A 15,630-nucleotide genomic window follows, 5' to 3' on the forward strand; every position below is an offset into this window, starting at 1 on the left:
GGGGAACCTCCCCCGGCAGCCCTTCGCGCTTCCCGCTCCCCGCGCCCGCGGAGGCGTCAGAAGCGGTCCACCGGCACGTACGTCCCCCACACCCCGCGGAGCGCGTCGCTGACCTCGCCGACGGTGGCCCGGGCGGCGAGCGCCTCCTTCATCGGGTAGAGCACGTTGTCGGTGCCCTCCGCGGCCTTGCGCAGCGCGCCGAGCGCCCGGTCGACCGCCGAGGAGTCCCGGTCGGCGCGCAGCCGCTTGAGGCGTTCGGCCTGCTGGGCCTCGATCGCCGGGTCGACCCGGAGCGGCTCGTAGGGCTCCTCCGCGTCGAGCTGGAAGCGGTTGACGCCGACCACGGTCCGCTCGCCGGAGTCCTGCTCCTGCTGGATGCGGTACGCGGTGCGCTCGATCTCGCCCTTCTGGTAGCCCTGTTCGATCGCGGCGACGGCGCCGCCCATGTCCTCGACCTTGGCCATCAGCTCCAGTACGGCGGCCTCCATCTCGTCCGTCATCGCCTCGACCACGTACGAGCCGGCGAACGGGTCGACGGTGGTGGTGACGTCGGTCTCGTAGGCCAGCACCTGCTGGGTGCGCAGCGCGAGCCGGGCGGACTTCTCGGTCGGCAGGGCGATCGCCTCGTCGAAGGAGTTGGTGTGCAGCGACTGGGTGCCGCCGAGGACGGCGGCGAGCGCCTGCACGGAGACCCGGACCAGGTTGACCTCGGGCTGCTGGGCGGTGAGCTGGACGCCGGCGGTCTGGGTGTGGAAGCGCAGCATCTGCGACTTGGGGTTCCCGGCGCCGAACTGCTCCTTCATCACCCGGGCCCAGATCCGGCGCGCGGCGCGGAACTTGGCGACCTCCTCCAGCAGGGTGGTGCGGGAGACGAAGAAGAAGGAGAGCCGGGGCGCGAAGTCGTCGACGTCCATGCCGGCGGCGACCGCGGTGCGGACGTACTCGATGCCGTTGGCGAGCGTGAAGGCGATCTCCTGCGCGGGGTTCGCCCCGGCCTCGGCCATGTGGTAGCCGGAGATGGAGATGGTGTTCCAGCGCGGGATCTCGGCTCGGCAGTACTGGAACACGTCGGCGATCAGCCGCAGGCTGGGCTTGGGCGGGAAGATGTACGTGCCGCGGGCGATGTACTCCTTGAGCACGTCGTTCTGGATGGTGCCGGTGAGCCGGTTCGACGGCACGCCCTGGGCCTCGCCGACCAGCTGGTAGAGCAGCAGCAGCAGCGAGCCGGGCGCGTTGATGGTCATCGAGGTGGAGACCTCGCCGAGCGGGATGCCGCCGAACAGCACGCTCATGTCCTCGACGCTGTCGATCGCGACGCCGACCTTGCCGACCTCGCCGTGCGAGATCGCCGCGTCCGAGTCGTACCCCATCTGGGTCGGCAGGTCGAAGGCGACTGACAGGCCCGTGGTGCCGTTGGCGATCAGCTGCTTGTAGCGGGCGTTGGACTCGGCGGCGGTGCCGAAGCCCGCGTACTGGCGCATCGTCCAGGGCTTGCCGGTGTACATCGTGGGATAGACGCCGCGGGTGAACGGGTACTGCCCCGGCGTGCCGAGACGGGTCGCGGCGTCGAAGCCGGCCAGGGTCTCGGGGCCGTACACCGGCTCGATCGGCAGGCCCGACTCGGTGCGGCGGGGCTCGGCTGCCATGGGGGTCCTCCGCGGGGTGTGTGAACGTTCACTAATGACTGGCTCGGATACGCAATGTAGTCGCGCCCGCGGAAGCGCAGACAGATGCCACGGCTGGGAGCTTGCTCACAACACCCGCCGGCCGCTCCTTGGGATGATCGGTCCACCGACCGGACACACGAGGAGTGCACGACATGACCGAGCAGAAGGTGGCCGTGGTCACCGGGGCCAGCAGCGGCATCGGGGCGGCGACCGCCCGCCGACTGGCCGCGGACGGCTTCGAGGTGGTGCTGACCGCCCGCCGCGCCGAGCGGATCGAGGCGCTGGCGAAGGAGATCGGCGGCCGGGCCCACGTCCTGGACGTCACCGACCGGGCCGCGGTGGACGCGTTCGCGGCCGGGGTCGGCCGGGTCGACGTGCTGGTGAACAACGCGGGCGGCGCGCTCGGCGCGGAGAGCGTCGAGCACGGCGACCCGGCGGACTGGCGCGCCATGTACGAGGTGAACGTGCTGGGCGTGCTGCACCTGACCCAGGCGCTGCTGCCGGCCCTGCGCGCCGACGGCGGGGGCACCGTGCTGATCATGTCCTCCACCGCGGCGCTGGCCGCGTACGAGGGCGGCGGCGGCTACGTCGCGGCCAAGCACGCCGTCCACTCGCTGGCCCAGACCCTGCGCCTCGAACTGGTGGCCGAGCCGATCCGGGTGATCGAGATCGCCCCCGGCATGGTGAAGTCGGAGGGCTTCGCGCTGACCCGCTTCCGCGGCGACCGGGCGAAGGCGGACGCGGTCTACGCGGGCGTCGCCGAGCCGCTGACCTCGGAGGACATCGCCGACACCGTCTCCTGGGCGGTGACCCGGCCCGCGCACGTCAACATCGACCTGCTGGTGGTCCGGCCGCGCGCCCAGGCCGCCAACCACAAGGTGCACCGGGTCAGTTGATCCGTTCCGGGTGAACGGAAAGGGCGGCGGGTCACAACTTGATAGCTCGTACGAGTGAAATCGGCCCGCCGCCTCCCCAACTGATGAGCCCTCAACTACCGTGGAGGCGCTGCCCCGCCGAGCTGCGTCAGCCCCGTGCGGCGGCATCGCCGCACCCTCTCCTCCCTCGGTCCGCCACCCGTCTCTGGAGCACTCCGCCTTCCGCCCTCACAAGGAGGATCCGCTGGCCAGCGACATCCCGCCGCAGCGTCTCGACGTGCGGACGGAGCCGTCCCTGCTCGGGCTCCACCGTTTCAACGAAGCCGACTCCGGCGCGGTGGAGGAGGCGCTGCTCGCCTGCTGCGGCAGCCACCGATGGGCCCTCCGCCTCACCGCCCACCGCCCGTACCCCGACATAGAGTCCCTGCTCGCCGCCGCCAGCGAGGCCAGCTACGACCTGCGCCCGGCGGACCTCGCCGAGGCGCTCGCCGACGAGAGCTGGATGCCCCAGCCGCTGCTCGGCATGCGCGCCCCGGGCAGCCAGGCCGCGCACACCGCGCTGCGCGCCGCCCACGCCGCGTACGAGGCCCGCTTCGGGCACGTCTTCGTGGTCTGCCTCGACGGCGTCGACCCCGAGGAGATGCTGGACGCCGTCCTCACCTCGCTGCGCACCCGGCTGGCCAACGACCCGGACGAGGAACGCCTCGTCTCCGCCGAGGAGTTGCGCCGCATCGCGCTCAGCCGCCTGGAGCACCTGGTGGCCGTCAAGGGCTGAGCCGGCCGGTTCGGAGGGCCCCCGCCCGCGGGGGCCCTCCCGTCATTTCCGCCCGATCTTCGCCAGCTGCGCCGCCACCACCGCCGGGTCGGGCTCCGGGGCCGCGCGGCCGGTCGCGTCGAGGGTGGTGAAGACCGCGAGGACGTCCCCGGCGCGGGCGACCAGGGCGCGCTGGACGATCGTGACGCCGTCGGTTTCATTCGTGAGGGTGAAGGCGGTGGCGGCGTCCGCTCCTCCGGGGGTGGGCGTGTCGAGCCGGTCGAGCAGGTGGTGCCCGGCGGTGGAGGTGAAGGCCCGGCAGTGGTCGAGGACCTGGTCGAGGCCGCGCTGGACGGCGGCGGCCCGGCCGGGCCGGAAGGCCAGCACCGCGGTGTAGAGGGAGGCGCCGCCGTCGCCGTCCCGGGCGATGTCGAGGTCGGCCTCGGCGAGCGGCCCGGCCGAGCCCTTGGACGGGGTGAGCGCGTCCAGCACCGGCTGGCAGGCCGGGATGTCGGCGGTGTGCGGCGGGCTGGAGATGTCGTTCTGGCCGGGCTGCATCAGGGTGACCCGCCAGCCGGGCGCGAGGTCGGCCTCGGTGACGGCGAGCGCGCGCACCGCGGCGGCGTCGTACTCGGGCGCGGCGGGCGCGCCGGACGCGGGCGCGGCACCGGGCGCGGGGACCGCGCCGTCGGCGGACGGCCCGGCCGGGGCGGCGCAGCCGGCCGCCAGGGCCAGGGCGGCCAGGGCGAGCGCGGCGGGGGCGGGGCGGGCGGGGGCGGGCGGCGGACGCACGGCGGGCCTCTCTGCTGGGCGGCGGGGAGGCGTACCGTAGCGCGGTCGGGTGATGACTTTGCGTCACGCAGCCCGTCCGGTTCCCGTCCCGATTAGGCCGTGCGTGCCTGATTGATCACACCAGGGGCCCCCGCGGGCGGTTGCCGACGGCGCGTCGATAGGATGCTCGCGGCCGGTGGACCGTATCCGGCCGGGCTGACCGACACCGAAGCCGGCCGAGCCCCCGAACCGCTTCCGGAGGGTTTTCCGTGCCGGCTGGAACGCTGTACCGCGGCCGGGAAGGCATGTGGAGCTGGGTGGCTCACCGAGTCACCGGCGTCCTGATCTTCTTCTTCCTGTTCGCACATGTCCTTGACACCGCCCTGGTGCGGGTGTCGCCCGAGGCGTACGACTCGGTGATCGCCACGTACAAGATCCCGCTGGTGAACCTGATGGAGTACGGCCTGGTGGCCGCCATCCTGTTCCACGCGCTGAACGGCCTGCGGGTCGTGGCGGTGGACTTCTGGGCCAAGGGCCCGAAGTACCAGAAGCAGATGCTCTGGACCGTCGTGGGCGTCTGGGTCGTCCTGATGGCCGGCTCCTTCTACCCCGTCCTCGAGCACACCCTTCGCACCTGGTTCGGGGGCTGATCCGCGTGACCACTGACACCAACGACCTGGTGGTTCCCTCCGTCCACGCCCACACCGGCAAGGGCCTGGGCACCGGCAACCCCGCCGACGCCTTCGTGGTGGAGCCCGCCCGGGCCCGCACCAGGAAGACCCCGCGCCGCACCCGCACCAACTTCGAGATGCTCGCCTGGCTGTTCATGCGCCTGTCGGGTGTCGTCCTCGTGGTGCTGGTCCTCGGCCACCTGCTGATCAACCTGATGCTGGACGGCGGCGTCTCCAAGGTGAGCTTCGCCTTCGTGGCGGGCCGCTGGGCGTCCCCGTTCTGGCAGTTCTGGGACCTGCTGATGCTGTGGCTGGCGATGCTGCACGGCTCCAACGGCATGCGCACCGTCATCAACGACTACGCGGAGAAGGACGCCACTCGTCTGTGGCTCAAGGGTCTCCTGGGCGTCGCGACCGTCTTCACGGTCGTCCTCGGCACCCTGGTGATCTTCACCTTCGACCCGAACATCTGACGAGCCACCAGAGGCGACTGACCCCCATGCAGATTCACCAGTACGACACCGTCATCGTCGGCGCCGGCGGCGCCGGCATGCGCGCGGCCATCGAGTCGACGCAGCGCAGCCGCACCGCGGTGCTGACCAAGCTCTACCCGACCCGGTCCCACACCGGCGCGGCGCAGGGCGGCATGTGCGCCGCGCTCGCCAACGTCGAGGAGGACAACTGGGAGTGGCACACCTTCGACACGGTCAAGGGCGGTGACTACCTGGTCGACCAGGACGCCGCCGAGATCATGTGCAAGGAGGCCATCGACGCGGTCCTCGACCTGGAGAAGATGGGTCTCCCCTTCTCCCGCACCGACCAGGGCCGGATCGACCAGCGCCGCTTCGGCGGCCACTCCCGCAACCACGGCGAGGCCCCGGTCCGCCGGTCCTGCTACGCCGCGGACCGCACCGGCCACATGATCCTGCAGACGCTGTTCCAGAACTGCGTCAAGCACGGCGTCGAGTTCTTCAACGAGTTCTACGTCCTCGACCTGCTGATCAACGAGGGCAAGACCGCCGGCGTGGTGGCGTACGAGCTGGCCACCGGCGAGATCCACGTCTTCCAGGCCAAGGCCGTGGTGTTCGCCTCGGGCGGCACCGGCAAGATGTTCAAGGTCACCTCGAACGCGCACACCCTGACCGGTGACGGCCAGGCCGTGGCGCTGCGCCGGGGCCTGCCGCTGGAGGACATGGAGTTCTTCCAGTTCCACCCGACGGGCATCTGGCGGATGGGCATCCTGCTCACCGAGGGCGCCCGCGGCGAGGGCGGCATCCTGCGCAACAAGGACGGCGAGCGCTTCATGGAGCGCTACGCCCCCGTCATGAAGGACCTCGCGTCCCGTGACGTGTGCTCCCGCGCGATCTACTCGGAGATCCGGGCCGGCCGCGGCTGCGGCCCCGACGGCGACCACGTCTACCTGGACCTGACCCACCTGCCGCCGGAGCAGCTGGACGCCAAGCTGCCGGACATCACCGAGTTCGCGCGCACCTACCTCGGCATCGAGCCCTACACGGACCCGATCCCGATCCAGCCCACCGCGCACTACGCGATGGGCGGCATCCCGACCAACGTCGAGGGCGAGGTCCTGCGCAACAACACCGACGTCGTCCCGGGCCTGTACGCCGCGGGCGAGGTCGCGTGCGTGTCGGTGCACGGCGCCAACCGCCTGGGCACCAACTCGCTGCTGGACATCAACGTGTTCGGCCGCCGGGCGGGCATCGCCGCCGCCGAGTACGCCGACAAGCACGACTTCGTGCCGCTGCCGGAGAACCCGGGCGCGCTGGTCGAGGCGCTGGTGGAGGGCCTGCGGGAGTCCACCGGCACCGAGTCGGTCGCCAAGATCCGCCAGGAGCTGCAGGAGTCGATGGACACCAACGTGTCCGTCTACCGCACCGGCAAGACCCTGCAGCAGGCGGTCGAGGACGTGGCGGCGCTCAAGGAGCGCTTCAAGAACGTCTCGATCGCGGACAAGGGCTCGCGCTACAACACCGACCTGCTGGAGGCCGTCGAGCTGGGCAACCTGCTCGACCTGGCCGAGGTGCTGGTCGTCTCGGCGCTGGCCCGCGAGGAGTCCCGCGGCGGTCACTACCGCGAGGACTTCCCGACCCGCGACGACGTGAAGTTCATGCAGCACACCATGGCGTACCGCGAGGTGGCCGAGGACGGCTCCACCTCCATCCGCCTCGACTACAAGCCGGTCGTGCAGACCCGCTACCAGCCGATGGAGCGTAAGTACTGATGTCCACTCCGACCGTCGAGACGCACTCGGCCGCGCTGGACGCGGTCGAGGCGGGCAGCACCCAGCTGATCAGCGTCACCTTCCGGATCCGCCGGTTCAACCCGGAGGAGCACCCGGACCCGGTGTGGGTGGACTACCAGCTCCTGATGGACCCGAAGGAGCGCGTCCTGGACGCGCTCAACAAGATCAAGTGGGAGCAGGACGGCACGCTCACGTACCGCCGCTCCTGCGCGCACGGCATCTGCGGTTCGGACGCCATGCGGATCAACGGGCGCAACCGGCTGGCGTGCAAGACCCTGATCAAGGACGTCAACCCGGAGAAGCCGATCACGGTCGAGGCCATCAAGGGCCTCGCGGTCCTCAAGGACCTGATCGTGGACATGGACCCGTTCTTCCAGGCGTACAAGGACGTCATGCCGTTCCTGATCACCAACGGGAACGAGCCGACCCGCGAGCGCCTGCAGTCGCAGGCCGACCGCGAGCGCTTCGACGACACCACCAAGTGCATCCTGTGCGCCGCGTGCACCTCCTCGTGCCCGGTGTTCTGGAACGACGGCCAGTACTTCGGCCCGGCGGCGATCGTCAACGCGCACCGCTTCATCTTCGACTCGCGCGACGAGGGCGGCGAGCAGCGCCTGGAGATCCTCAACGACCGTGAGGGCGTGTGGCGCTGCCGCACCACCTTCAACTGCTCGGAGGCCTGCCCGCGCGGCATCGAGGTCACCAAGGCCATCCAGGAGGTGAAGCGCGCGCTCGTCACGCGTCGCTTCTAGTCCCGGCCCGTCCGAGGGGCCCGTCCGGAGTTCGCTCCGGACGGGCCCCTCGGCGTTCAGGGGGTGCGGCGGGTGCGGACGGTGGCGAGGGTGAGCAGCAGCGGGCCGGTGAGCAGGGCGGCGGCCATGCCGCGGTAGTCCTGGTCGGCGGCGGAGGCGGTGAGGGCCAGCTGGGTGCCGAGGACGGCCGCGCCGGCCACCGGGACGAGGGCGGCCAGCCGGTGCCGCCAGGCGTACAGGACGGTGGCGGCCAGGCCCAGGTAGGCCCAGAGCGCGCCGCGCCACAGCAGCCAGTCGAGCTGCGGGGCGCGCAGCAGGGTGCGGCTCCAGGTCGCGGCGGCGTGCAGCGGGTGCCACAGGCCGCGGGAGCCGGCCGCCGGTGCGGGCACCTCGGTGGCGGCGTGCGGGCCGCCGTCGCCGGCCCGCACGCCCCAGGCGATGCGGGCCCGGCAGAGCCGGGCGTCCAGCACGACGTCCGGGTGGTCGCGGAGCAACTGCCGCCAGGCGGTGGCGAGTTCGTCCTCGGCGCGGGCGGCGGCGGGGGCGTTCCAGCGGTCGGTGAGGGCGGCGGCGGCCGAGCAGTCGGCGCCCGCCCGCGCCCAGGCCGACGGCGCGGCGACGGCGTTCAGCGCGGGGCTCGCCGGGGTGGCCCCCTGCTGGCGGGCCAGGGCCAGGTCGGCGGCCCGCAGCGGGTGCAGCTCGCCGGCCGGGGCGGCCGGGTGGCCGAGCAGGCCGAGCGCGGTCGGCACGGCCAGCGCGAGGACGGTCAGCAGGGCGAGGCGCAGCCGGGCCCGGGGCAGGAACAGCAGCAGCACGGCGACGGCCGCCAGCGCGGTGCCGGCGCCCCGGGTGCCGGTCAGCGCGAGGGCGCAGACGGCCGAGAACAGGACGGCGAGATCCAGCCGTTGGGCCGGTCCGCCCGGCCGCGGGGTGTCCCCGGCGTGCCGGGCCAGCAGCCGCAGGCCGGCCCCGGTGAGCAGCGGCGCGGCGAGGGCGGCGACCGCGTCGGGGGTGGCCGAGACCACCAGGGTCGCGGTCGGCGGCAGCGCGGCCAGCGCGAGCGCGACCGGTCCGGCGTGCCGTCCGCGCACCCCGTAGCGGGCCAGCGCGGCGACCAGGTAGCCCAGCGCGAGGGCCGCGGCGGCGGTCTGCAGCAGCGTGGCGGGGCCCGGGTGGACGGCCCGCACGGCGGCGGCGTACAGCGGCGCGCCCCCGTCCGGGACGTCCCCGGTGAACGCCGGGTACACCGCCGCCCACCAGAGCAGCAGCGCCGCCCAGCAGGCCGCCGCCACCGCGAGCGGCAGCCGCAGCCGCGACTTCGCCCGCCGGTGCCGCCGCTCGCGTTCCTGCCGCCGCGCCCACTCGGGGCGGGCCTCCTCAAGGGTGGTACTGGTGCTCACGGCGAAGCCCTCCCCCACAGTCGGTGCGGGGCAGGCTAGCAGCGGGATTCGGCCACTTGAAGGGGGCGGGCACGACCGGGCCCGGAACGGCGCGGCCCCCGCGGGACCGGGGTCCCGCGGGGGCCGCGCCGGCGGCTCAGGCCAGCGGGCCGCGGTCCTTCGGGGCGGTGGTGCCGTGGTAGGCGAGCAGGTGCCGGTCGGCGGTGACGGCGTACAGGTCGGGCTGTCCGTCGCCGTCGAGGTCGCCGGAGCTGCCCAGGGTCGGGTAGTCGGCGGTCGGGAAGGTGCCCAGGACGGTGCCGGCGGCCGGGTCGGCGAGGCCGGAGTAGTCGTAGCCGCCGTCGGCGAGCTTCGGGACGGCGTGGGCGCGCAGCACGCCGGTGGACTGCTCGCGGGACCACAGGGCGAGGTTCCCGGCGGCGTCGCGGCCGGGGGCGACCAGGTCGTAGCCGTCCCAGGCGCCGCTGGTGGTGAGGCGGGTGGTGTCGCCGAACCAGGAGGGGTCGTTCTGCAGCCAGAGGTCGCCGTGCTCGACGTCCATCAGCGTGACGCCGTCCGGCTGGGTCGGGTCGGTCGGGCCGAAGGCGACCAGCTGCCGCACGTCGGCGAAGTCGCGGAGCAGGTCGGGCGGGCAGTCCACCGGGTTGTAGGCGGTGTCGACGCAGCTGCTCGCGTGGCTGATCAGCCTCGGCGACTGGACGCCCAGGGGCAGCCGGCCCTGGTTGAGGTACTGGTAGAGGTAGCCGCCGCCGAGGTCGTGGACGTAGACGGTGTCGGCGGGGTCGCCGGCGGGGCTCCAGCCCTTGTGGAGGACCTGGAGGCCCGTCCAGCTGCCGCCGATCGGGGCCCGGGAGGCCGGGACGACGGTGGTGGGGGCGGTGGTGGCGGAGCGGCCGCCGATCACCAGCAGGTTGCCCTGGGAGTCGGGCAGCAGGATGTCGGGGACGCCGTCGTTGTCGACGTCGCCGAGGGCCTTGGGCGGGTCGGGGTTCCACCGCGCGTAGAAGGAGTAGTGGACGGTCTGGGTGACCCGGCCCGCGTGGTCGACGGCCTCGACCCGCAGGTCGTGGCTGCCCCAGGAGCCGGGCCGGAGGGCGACGCTGGCGGTGCCGTCTGGGCCGGCCGTGACGACGCCCTCGCGGGGCGCGCAGTCGGCGCCGACGCCGGACGTCCCGTCGAGGACGTAGTGGAAGCAGGCCACGCCGGAGCCGGTGTCGGTGGCGGCGAAGGTGAACACGCCCGTGTCGGTCGCGTACTTGGTGCCGTCCTGGGTCGGGAAGTCGTCGGAGCGGACGGCGAGTCCGGCGGGTGCGGCGGTGTCGACGCCGAAGCGGCAGGTCCCGGTAGGCGCTCCGGAGCCGGGCAGGCCCTGCGGCCAGACCTGCCAGGTGTAGCCGGCGCCCTCGGGCAGGCCGGTCAGCGCGGCGCGCACGACGCCGGTCGGGTCGGTGGCGGCGGTGGTGTCGAGGATCTTCGCGCCGCCGGCGTCCCAGGCCTTGAAGCGGGCGGCGGGCGCGGTGGTGCGGGCGCTGAGCACGGGGTCGGCGGTGGTGGCCCAGCCGGGGGTGCCGGTGGCGTCGCAGCCGTCGGTGGCGGCGCCGTCCAGGCGGGTGCCGGGCAGCACGGCCGGGGCGGTGACGGCGGGGCCGGGGTCCGCGTGGGCGGCGGGGGCGGTGAACAGGCCGGCGGCGAGGGCCGCCGTGGCACCCGCGACGAGCAGGCGGGGCGAGCGGGGTCGGGACAACGGGATCCTTCACGGGGGTGTCGTACGGGCGGGCGGAACCGCTCGCCCGGCCGCGCATCCTGCTCCCGGAGGACCTTGGTGCGCAAGCGAATTGACGCTGCGCGCGGGACCGGCGGCGCTCACTCGGCGGCGGGGGCGGCCTCCTGCCGCCGGGCGCGCAGGCCGCGGACGCCGATCCAGCCGATGGCGAGGCCGAGCAGCAGGGAGGTGACGGTGAGCAGCAGGTGGATCCAGAAGAAGGCGGTGGGCCGGGAGTGGTCGCCGTCCACGAAGGCCTGGCCGCCGGAGTCCTTCCAGAGGTTCTTGGCGAAGGTCGTCCAGACGAACAGGGACCAGACGCCGAAGGCGGTGAGGAACCAGGAGACCGGGCGGCTGAGCTTCATGGCGGGGGTCCTTCGCGGCAGACGGGGTGCCCGACCAGTATGCGGGGGCCGCCGATCGGAGCAGCAGGCGGTACTCGTTCGTGGTCCGGACGGCACCGCCGCCGGGGGCGGGGGCGCCGGTCGGGTTAGTTTCCCGGAATGCTGATAATCCGCCGGATCCTCCACGGTTCGTCCGCTGCCGCGCTGCTCCTGCTGTCCGCGTCGCCCGCCGCACGGGCGGACGCGGTGGTGGGCGGGGAGCGGCTGGGCGCGGCGGGCGTGCAGGTGGCGGCGGGGGCGCCGGCGCTGCCGAAGGAGCTGACCGGGCAGGCCTGGGTGGTCGCGGACGCGGGCAGCGGGCAGGTGCTGGCGGCGTTCAACGCGCACGCCAAGCTGCCGCCCGCGTCGACGCTGAAGATGCTGTTCGCGGAGACCGTGCTGCCCCGCTTCGCGGCTTCCGACGTGCACCGGGTGACCTGGTCGGAGCTGCAGGGGATGGGCGCGGGCAGCAGCCTGGTCGGCATCAAGGAGGACCTCGACTACAAGGTCGAGGACCTGTGGCGCGGGGTGTTCCTGTCCTCCGGCAACGACGCGGTGCACGTGCTGGCGAACATGAACGGCGGGGTGGCGAAGACCGTCGCCGACATGCAGGCCCGGGCGGAGCAGTTGCAGGCCCGGGACACCCACGTGGTCAGCCCGGACGGCTACGACATGGACGGGCAGGTCACCTCGGCGTACGACCTGACGCTGTTCGCCCGGGCGGGGCTGCGCAACCCGGAGTTCCGGGGGTACTGCGCGACCCGCTGGGCGCAGTTCCCGGGGGCGGTGGACAAGAAGACCGGGCAGCGCGGCAGTTTCGGGATCGCCAACACCGACCGGCTGCTGGGCAGGTACCCGGGGCTGATCGGGGTGAAGAACGGCTACACCACCAACGCGGGCGCCACCTACACGGGCGCGGCCGAGCGCGACGGGCGGACGCTGCTGGTGACGGTGATGCACCCGGCGGACGGGGCGAAGGTGTACGACGAGGCGGCGGCGCTGCTGGACTGGGGCTTCGCGGCGGCCGGGAAGGCCGCCCCGGTCGGGGAGCTGGCCGCGGACACCGGCGCGGGGCCGGGCGGCGGCCCGGCGGCGGCGGCCGAGCCGGTGGCGGCCCGGCCGGACGCGCCGGGTGCGTCGGCGGAACCGGCGGGACCGGCACCGGCCGTCGGGCGGGCGGCGCACGCGGCGGCGTCCGGGCCCGGCCCGGCGACCTGGTCGGCGGTGGGGCTGTGCGCGGCGGTCGCGGGGGCGGGGCTGCTGCGGCTGCGGGCGCTGCGCCGCCGGGCGGCCCGGGTCCGGGCCCGGGGTTGACCGGGCGGGGCCGACCGGGCCGGGCCGGCGGCGGGGGTCAGGCCCGGCGGGTGGCGTGCAGGGCCCGGCGCACCGCGCGGGTGGCGAACGGCGGGAGCACGTCGAGGGCGATCCGGCGCGGGAGCGAGCGCGGCGGGGCGGGGCGGCGGGCCCGGGCGGGTTCGTCCCAGGCGAGGCGGTGGCAGAGCTGTCCGGCGAGGTGCTCCTCGTCCAGCCGGAAGCCGTCGGCGCGCCAGTCCCGGGCGAGCAGGCCGGCGCGGACGGCCCCGGGGTCGCCCCAGGTGCCGTAGAACTTCTCGGGGGTGAGCAGCACCGGCCGCAGGCCGAGGGTGAAGACGGCCTCCCAGACGGCGGCGGCCACGCCGGGGGTGTGCGGGGCCCGGTAGTCGTCGAGGGCGACCACGCCGTCGCCGGCCAGGGCGGCGCGGGCGACCAGGATGTCGTCGGCCACGTGCGCGTACAGGTGGGAGGCGTCGATGTGGACGAAGCGGCAGCTGCCGTCCGGGATCCGGCCGTCGGCGAGCACCGAGGTGGGGGCCTGGACGATGACCGGCAGGGCGGGGTGGAAGGCCCGGTAGTTGGCCTCGAAGGCGCGCTGGGTGAGGGTCGACCGGTAGGACATGGTCATCTCGGCGGAGTTGTCGTCGTCCGGCGCGTCGAGGTCGAACAGGTCGCAGACGGTGAAGGTCTCGCCGGGTTGCAGGTGGCTGCCGAGCAGGATCGCCGAGCGGCCCAGGTAGGCGCCCAGTTCCAGCAGGTCGCCGGTGGTGCCGGCGGCGGTCTGCCCGCGCAGCAGGTGGGCGAAGGCCTCCTGGTCGGCGCGGAAGAACCAGCCGGGCACGTCGTCGGGGGTGGCGGGGACCGGTGGGGCGGGGGGAGCGGCGATGGTGTCCGGTGCTGACACACGGTCTCCTGGGGAGCTGGCCGGGGCGGGGGGAGCGCGGCGGCGTGTGGTCGGCGGATGCCGAGCGGATGTGACCGGGATCATAGTCACCGGTCCGGATGCCGGACAGTGCGCGGCGCGGGTGTCCTCCCGGCCTCTTCGAGCAGCGCCTCGGCCTGCCGGACGGCGCGCAGCCGGGCCTGTTCCGGGTCGGCGAGCGCGGTCCAGGCGGCGCAGTACGTCAGCAGCCGGGCGACGAAGTCGATCCACAGCAGCAGCGCCACCGGGACGCCGAACGCCCCGTAGAGGCTGCGGCCCGCCACCGAGCCGAGGTACGAGGAGAGCAGCAGCTTCAGCAGTTCGAAGCCGACCGCGCCGATCAGCGCGCCCTCCAGCAGGGCGCGGCGGGGCTGGCCGGTGATCCGCGGGAACGGGCCGAGCAGGTAGGCGAACAGCAGCAGGTCGGCGCAGACCGCGATCAGGAAGCCGAGCGCGGAGAGCAGCCAGCGGGCGGCGCCGCCGTGCAGGCCGAGGCCGTCGGCGAGCCGGTGGGCGAGGGTGGTGGCGAGCGCGGAGGCGGCCAGCGAGGCCAGGCAGACCAGGCCGAGGCCGAGCAGCACCAGGCAGTCGCGGAGCTTGACCAGCACGGGGTTGCCGCCGTCGTCCGGCAGCCGCCACACGGTGCGCACCGCGCCGCGCATGGTGTCCACCCAGCCGAGGCCGGAGACCAGCAGCAGCACGCCGGAGACCAGGCCGACGGTGCCGGCGTTGGCGACCATGGCGTTCAGGTCGAGCGAGTCGGCGAGGCCGGGCAGCTGCTCGGCGACCTTGTCCTGGAGCTGGCGCACCCGGGAGTCGGAGAGGGTGGCGAGCGCGATCGCCAGGGCGACGGTGAGCAGCGGGAACAGCGCCAGGAAGCCGAAGAAGGTGACCGCCCCGGCCAGCCGGTTGCCCTGGACGCCGTCGAAGAGCAGGTACACCCGGTAGGGGCGGCTGCGCAGCAGGCGGGCGGCGAGCGGGCCGATCACGGGCAGCTTGGTGAGGAAGTCCACCCTTGGCTGTATACCGCCGTCCGGCCCGGGTCGCGGGGAGCGACGCGGGCCGGCGGCGCGGCGCCGGGGGCGGGCGGGTCAGCGGCGGACGGCGCGGCGGGCCCGGGCGAGGGCGCGCAGGCCCTGGAAGCCGAGGTAGCTGCCGCGGCCGAGCAGTTCGCCGCGCAGGCCCTCGCGGCCGGGCGCGGGCCGGTAGTCGGCCGGGCGGTGCCGGGCGCAGTGCTCGGCGGCGCGGCGGAAGAACTCGCGGCGGTCGCCGGCCGGGACCCGGCCGGGCTTGGAGACCACGGTGGCGAGGTGGCCGAGCATCATCCGGTAGATCACCGGCCGCCAGCGGTCCAGGTCGGGCCGGGCGTCGAGGAAGGCGAAGACCCGGTCGTACTGGGCGAAGACGTCGAAGTGCTTGCGGGAGGCGGTGGCGAGGATGTTGCCGCCCTCGCGGCGCTGCCGGTAGTGGACGCCGACGGTGTCGAGCAGGGTGATCCGCTCGGCGGCGAGCAGCGCCGGGTAGGTGTACGGGGTGTCCTCGTAGTAGCCGGGCGGGAAGGACAGGCCGGCGCCCTCGACGAACGCCCGGCGGTAGGCCTTGTTCCAGGCGACCTGCAGCAGGTCGAGCAGGTCGCGGCGCTCGTCCAGGGTGAACGCCTCGGCGCCGGGCCGGGCGAAGACGGGGGCGGAGGCGGAGCGGGTGACCCGGCCGTCCCAGTAGCTGCGGGCGTAGTCGAAGACCAGCAGGTCGGGGTCGTCGGTGGCGCGCAGCCGGGCGTCGACGGCGGCGAGCAGGCCGGGGGTGAGGGTGTCGTCGCTGTCCAGGAAGAGCAGGTAGTCGCCGGTGGCGAGTTCGGCGCCGGCGTTGCGGGCCGGGCCGAGGCCGACGTTCTCCGGCAGGTGCCGGACGGTCACCCGGGGGTCGCGGGCGGCGGCGGCGTCCAGGAGGGCGCCGCAGCCGTCGGGCGAGCGGTCGTCCACGGCGATCAGCTCGAAGTCCCCGAAGGACTGCGACAGGACCGATTCCAGGCACTCCGGCAGGTACTCCTCGACGGCGTGCACGGGCACGACCACACTGAACCGCGGCATCTCTTC

At 74.1% G+C, this 15,630-nt stretch carries 15 protein-coding genes; 7 read left to right on the top strand and 8 right to left on the bottom strand.

Annotated elements, in window-relative coordinates:
* Window positions 1–56: 56 nt before the first annotated feature.
* Window positions 57–1,646, bottom strand: a complete 1,590-nt coding sequence (locus ACZ3J7_RS22920; RefSeq protein WP_465624140.1) for an acyl-CoA mutase large subunit family protein — start codon at window positions 1,644–1,646, stop codon at window positions 57–59.
* 173 nt (window positions 1,647–1,819) lie between these two features.
* Here ACZ3J7_RS22920 and ACZ3J7_RS22925 point away from each other — a divergent pair, with 173 nt between their 5' ends.
* Both ACZ3J7_RS22925 and ACZ3J7_RS22930 read left to right on the top strand, forming a co-directional pair.
* A complete protein-coding gene (locus ACZ3J7_RS22925) occupies window positions 1,820–2,563 on the top strand; it encodes an SDR family oxidoreductase (RefSeq protein WP_465624142.1) in 744 nt (247 codons plus the stop codon).
* 256 nt (window positions 2,564–2,819) lie between these two features.
* Window positions 2,820–3,317 carry a 2-oxo-4-hydroxy-4-carboxy-5-ureidoimidazoline decarboxylase gene (locus ACZ3J7_RS22930; protein ID WP_465624144.1) on the top strand — a complete coding sequence of 166 codons (498 nt, stop codon included), beginning with the start codon at window positions 2,820–2,822 and terminating at the stop codon, window positions 3,315–3,317.
* A 42-nt stretch (window positions 3,318–3,359) separates the two neighbouring features.
* Here the strand turns inward: ACZ3J7_RS22930 and ACZ3J7_RS22935 are convergent, their stop codons facing one another.
* Window positions 3,360–4,088: a hypothetical protein gene (locus ACZ3J7_RS22935; protein WP_465624147.1), complete on the bottom strand. Its 729-nt coding sequence runs from the start codon at window positions 4,086–4,088 to the stop codon at window positions 3,360–3,362.
* A 248-nt stretch (window positions 4,089–4,336) separates the two neighbouring features.
* On the opposite strand from ACZ3J7_RS22935, the gene sdhC reads away from it, so the two are divergent.
* From sdhC to ACZ3J7_RS22955, 4 genes are all read left to right on the top strand, one after another.
* Window positions 4,337–4,717 (top strand): succinate dehydrogenase, cytochrome b556 subunit, encoded by a 381-nt coding sequence (gene sdhC, locus ACZ3J7_RS22940; RefSeq protein WP_033253218.1) that lies wholly within the window; start codon window positions 4,337–4,339, stop codon window positions 4,715–4,717.
* 65 nt (window positions 4,718–4,782) lie between these two features.
* A complete protein-coding gene (sdhD, locus tag ACZ3J7_RS22945) occupies window positions 4,783–5,211 on the top strand; it encodes a succinate dehydrogenase, hydrophobic membrane anchor protein (RefSeq protein ID WP_465624563.1) in 429 nt (142 codons plus the stop codon).
* Window positions 5,212–5,237: 26 nt separating this feature from the next.
* Window positions 5,238–6,980, top strand: a complete 1,743-nt coding sequence (gene sdhA, locus ACZ3J7_RS22950) for a succinate dehydrogenase flavoprotein subunit (protein ID WP_465624152.1) — start codon at window positions 5,238–5,240, stop codon at window positions 6,978–6,980.
* Window positions 6,980–7,753: a succinate dehydrogenase iron-sulfur subunit gene (locus ACZ3J7_RS22955; protein WP_465624154.1), complete on the top strand. Its 774-nt coding sequence runs from the start codon at window positions 6,980–6,982 to the stop codon at window positions 7,751–7,753. Before sdhA ends, ACZ3J7_RS22955 begins: the two co-directional genes overlap by 1 nt.
* Window positions 7,754–7,809: 56 nt before the next feature.
* Here ACZ3J7_RS22955 and ACZ3J7_RS22960 read toward each other — a convergent pair whose 3' ends face one another.
* The 3 genes from ACZ3J7_RS22960 to ACZ3J7_RS22970 all read right to left on the bottom strand — a co-directional run bounded on the left by ACZ3J7_RS22960 (window position 7,810) and on the right by ACZ3J7_RS22970 (window position 11,280).
* Window positions 7,810–9,153, bottom strand: a complete 1,344-nt coding sequence (locus ACZ3J7_RS22960) for a hypothetical protein (RefSeq protein WP_465624156.1) — start codon at window positions 9,151–9,153, stop codon at window positions 7,810–7,812.
* A gap of 136 nt (window positions 9,154–9,289) precedes the next feature.
* Window positions 9,290–10,897: a hypothetical protein gene (locus tag ACZ3J7_RS22965; protein WP_465624158.1), complete on the bottom strand. Its 1,608-nt coding sequence runs from the start codon at window positions 10,895–10,897 to the stop codon at window positions 9,290–9,292.
* Between the two features lie 119 nt (window positions 10,898–11,016).
* A complete protein-coding gene (locus ACZ3J7_RS22970) occupies window positions 11,017–11,280 on the bottom strand; it encodes an SCO4848 family membrane protein (RefSeq protein ID WP_465624160.1) in 264 nt (87 codons plus the stop codon).
* Window positions 11,281–11,418: 138 nt separating this feature from the next.
* Between ACZ3J7_RS22970 and ACZ3J7_RS22975 the strand changes: the two genes are divergently transcribed.
* Complete coding sequence (locus tag ACZ3J7_RS22975) at window positions 11,419–12,612, top strand: D-alanyl-D-alanine carboxypeptidase family protein (RefSeq protein WP_465624162.1); 1,194 nt, start codon at window positions 11,419–11,421, stop codon at window positions 12,610–12,612.
* 37 nt (window positions 12,613–12,649) lie between these two features.
* Here the strand turns inward: ACZ3J7_RS22975 and ACZ3J7_RS22980 are convergent, their stop codons facing one another.
* The 3 genes from ACZ3J7_RS22980 to ACZ3J7_RS22990 form a co-directional block, all read right to left on the bottom strand.
* Window positions 12,650–13,516, bottom strand: coding sequence for a class I SAM-dependent methyltransferase (locus ACZ3J7_RS22980; RefSeq protein WP_465624165.1), 867 nt, complete (start codon window positions 13,514–13,516; stop codon window positions 12,650–12,652).
* A gap of 86 nt (window positions 13,517–13,602) precedes the next feature.
* A complete protein-coding gene (locus ACZ3J7_RS22985) occupies window positions 13,603–14,547 on the bottom strand; it encodes a YihY/virulence factor BrkB family protein (RefSeq protein ID WP_465624166.1) in 945 nt (314 codons plus the stop codon).
* 78 nt (window positions 14,548–14,625) lie between these two features.
* Window positions 14,626–15,624 (bottom strand): glycosyltransferase family 2 protein, encoded by a 999-nt coding sequence (locus ACZ3J7_RS22990; protein WP_465624169.1) that lies wholly within the window; start codon window positions 15,622–15,624, stop codon window positions 14,626–14,628.
* Window positions 15,625–15,630: the final 6 nt, after the last annotated feature.

The organism is Kitasatospora sp. NPDC015121 (assembly GCF_055562955.1).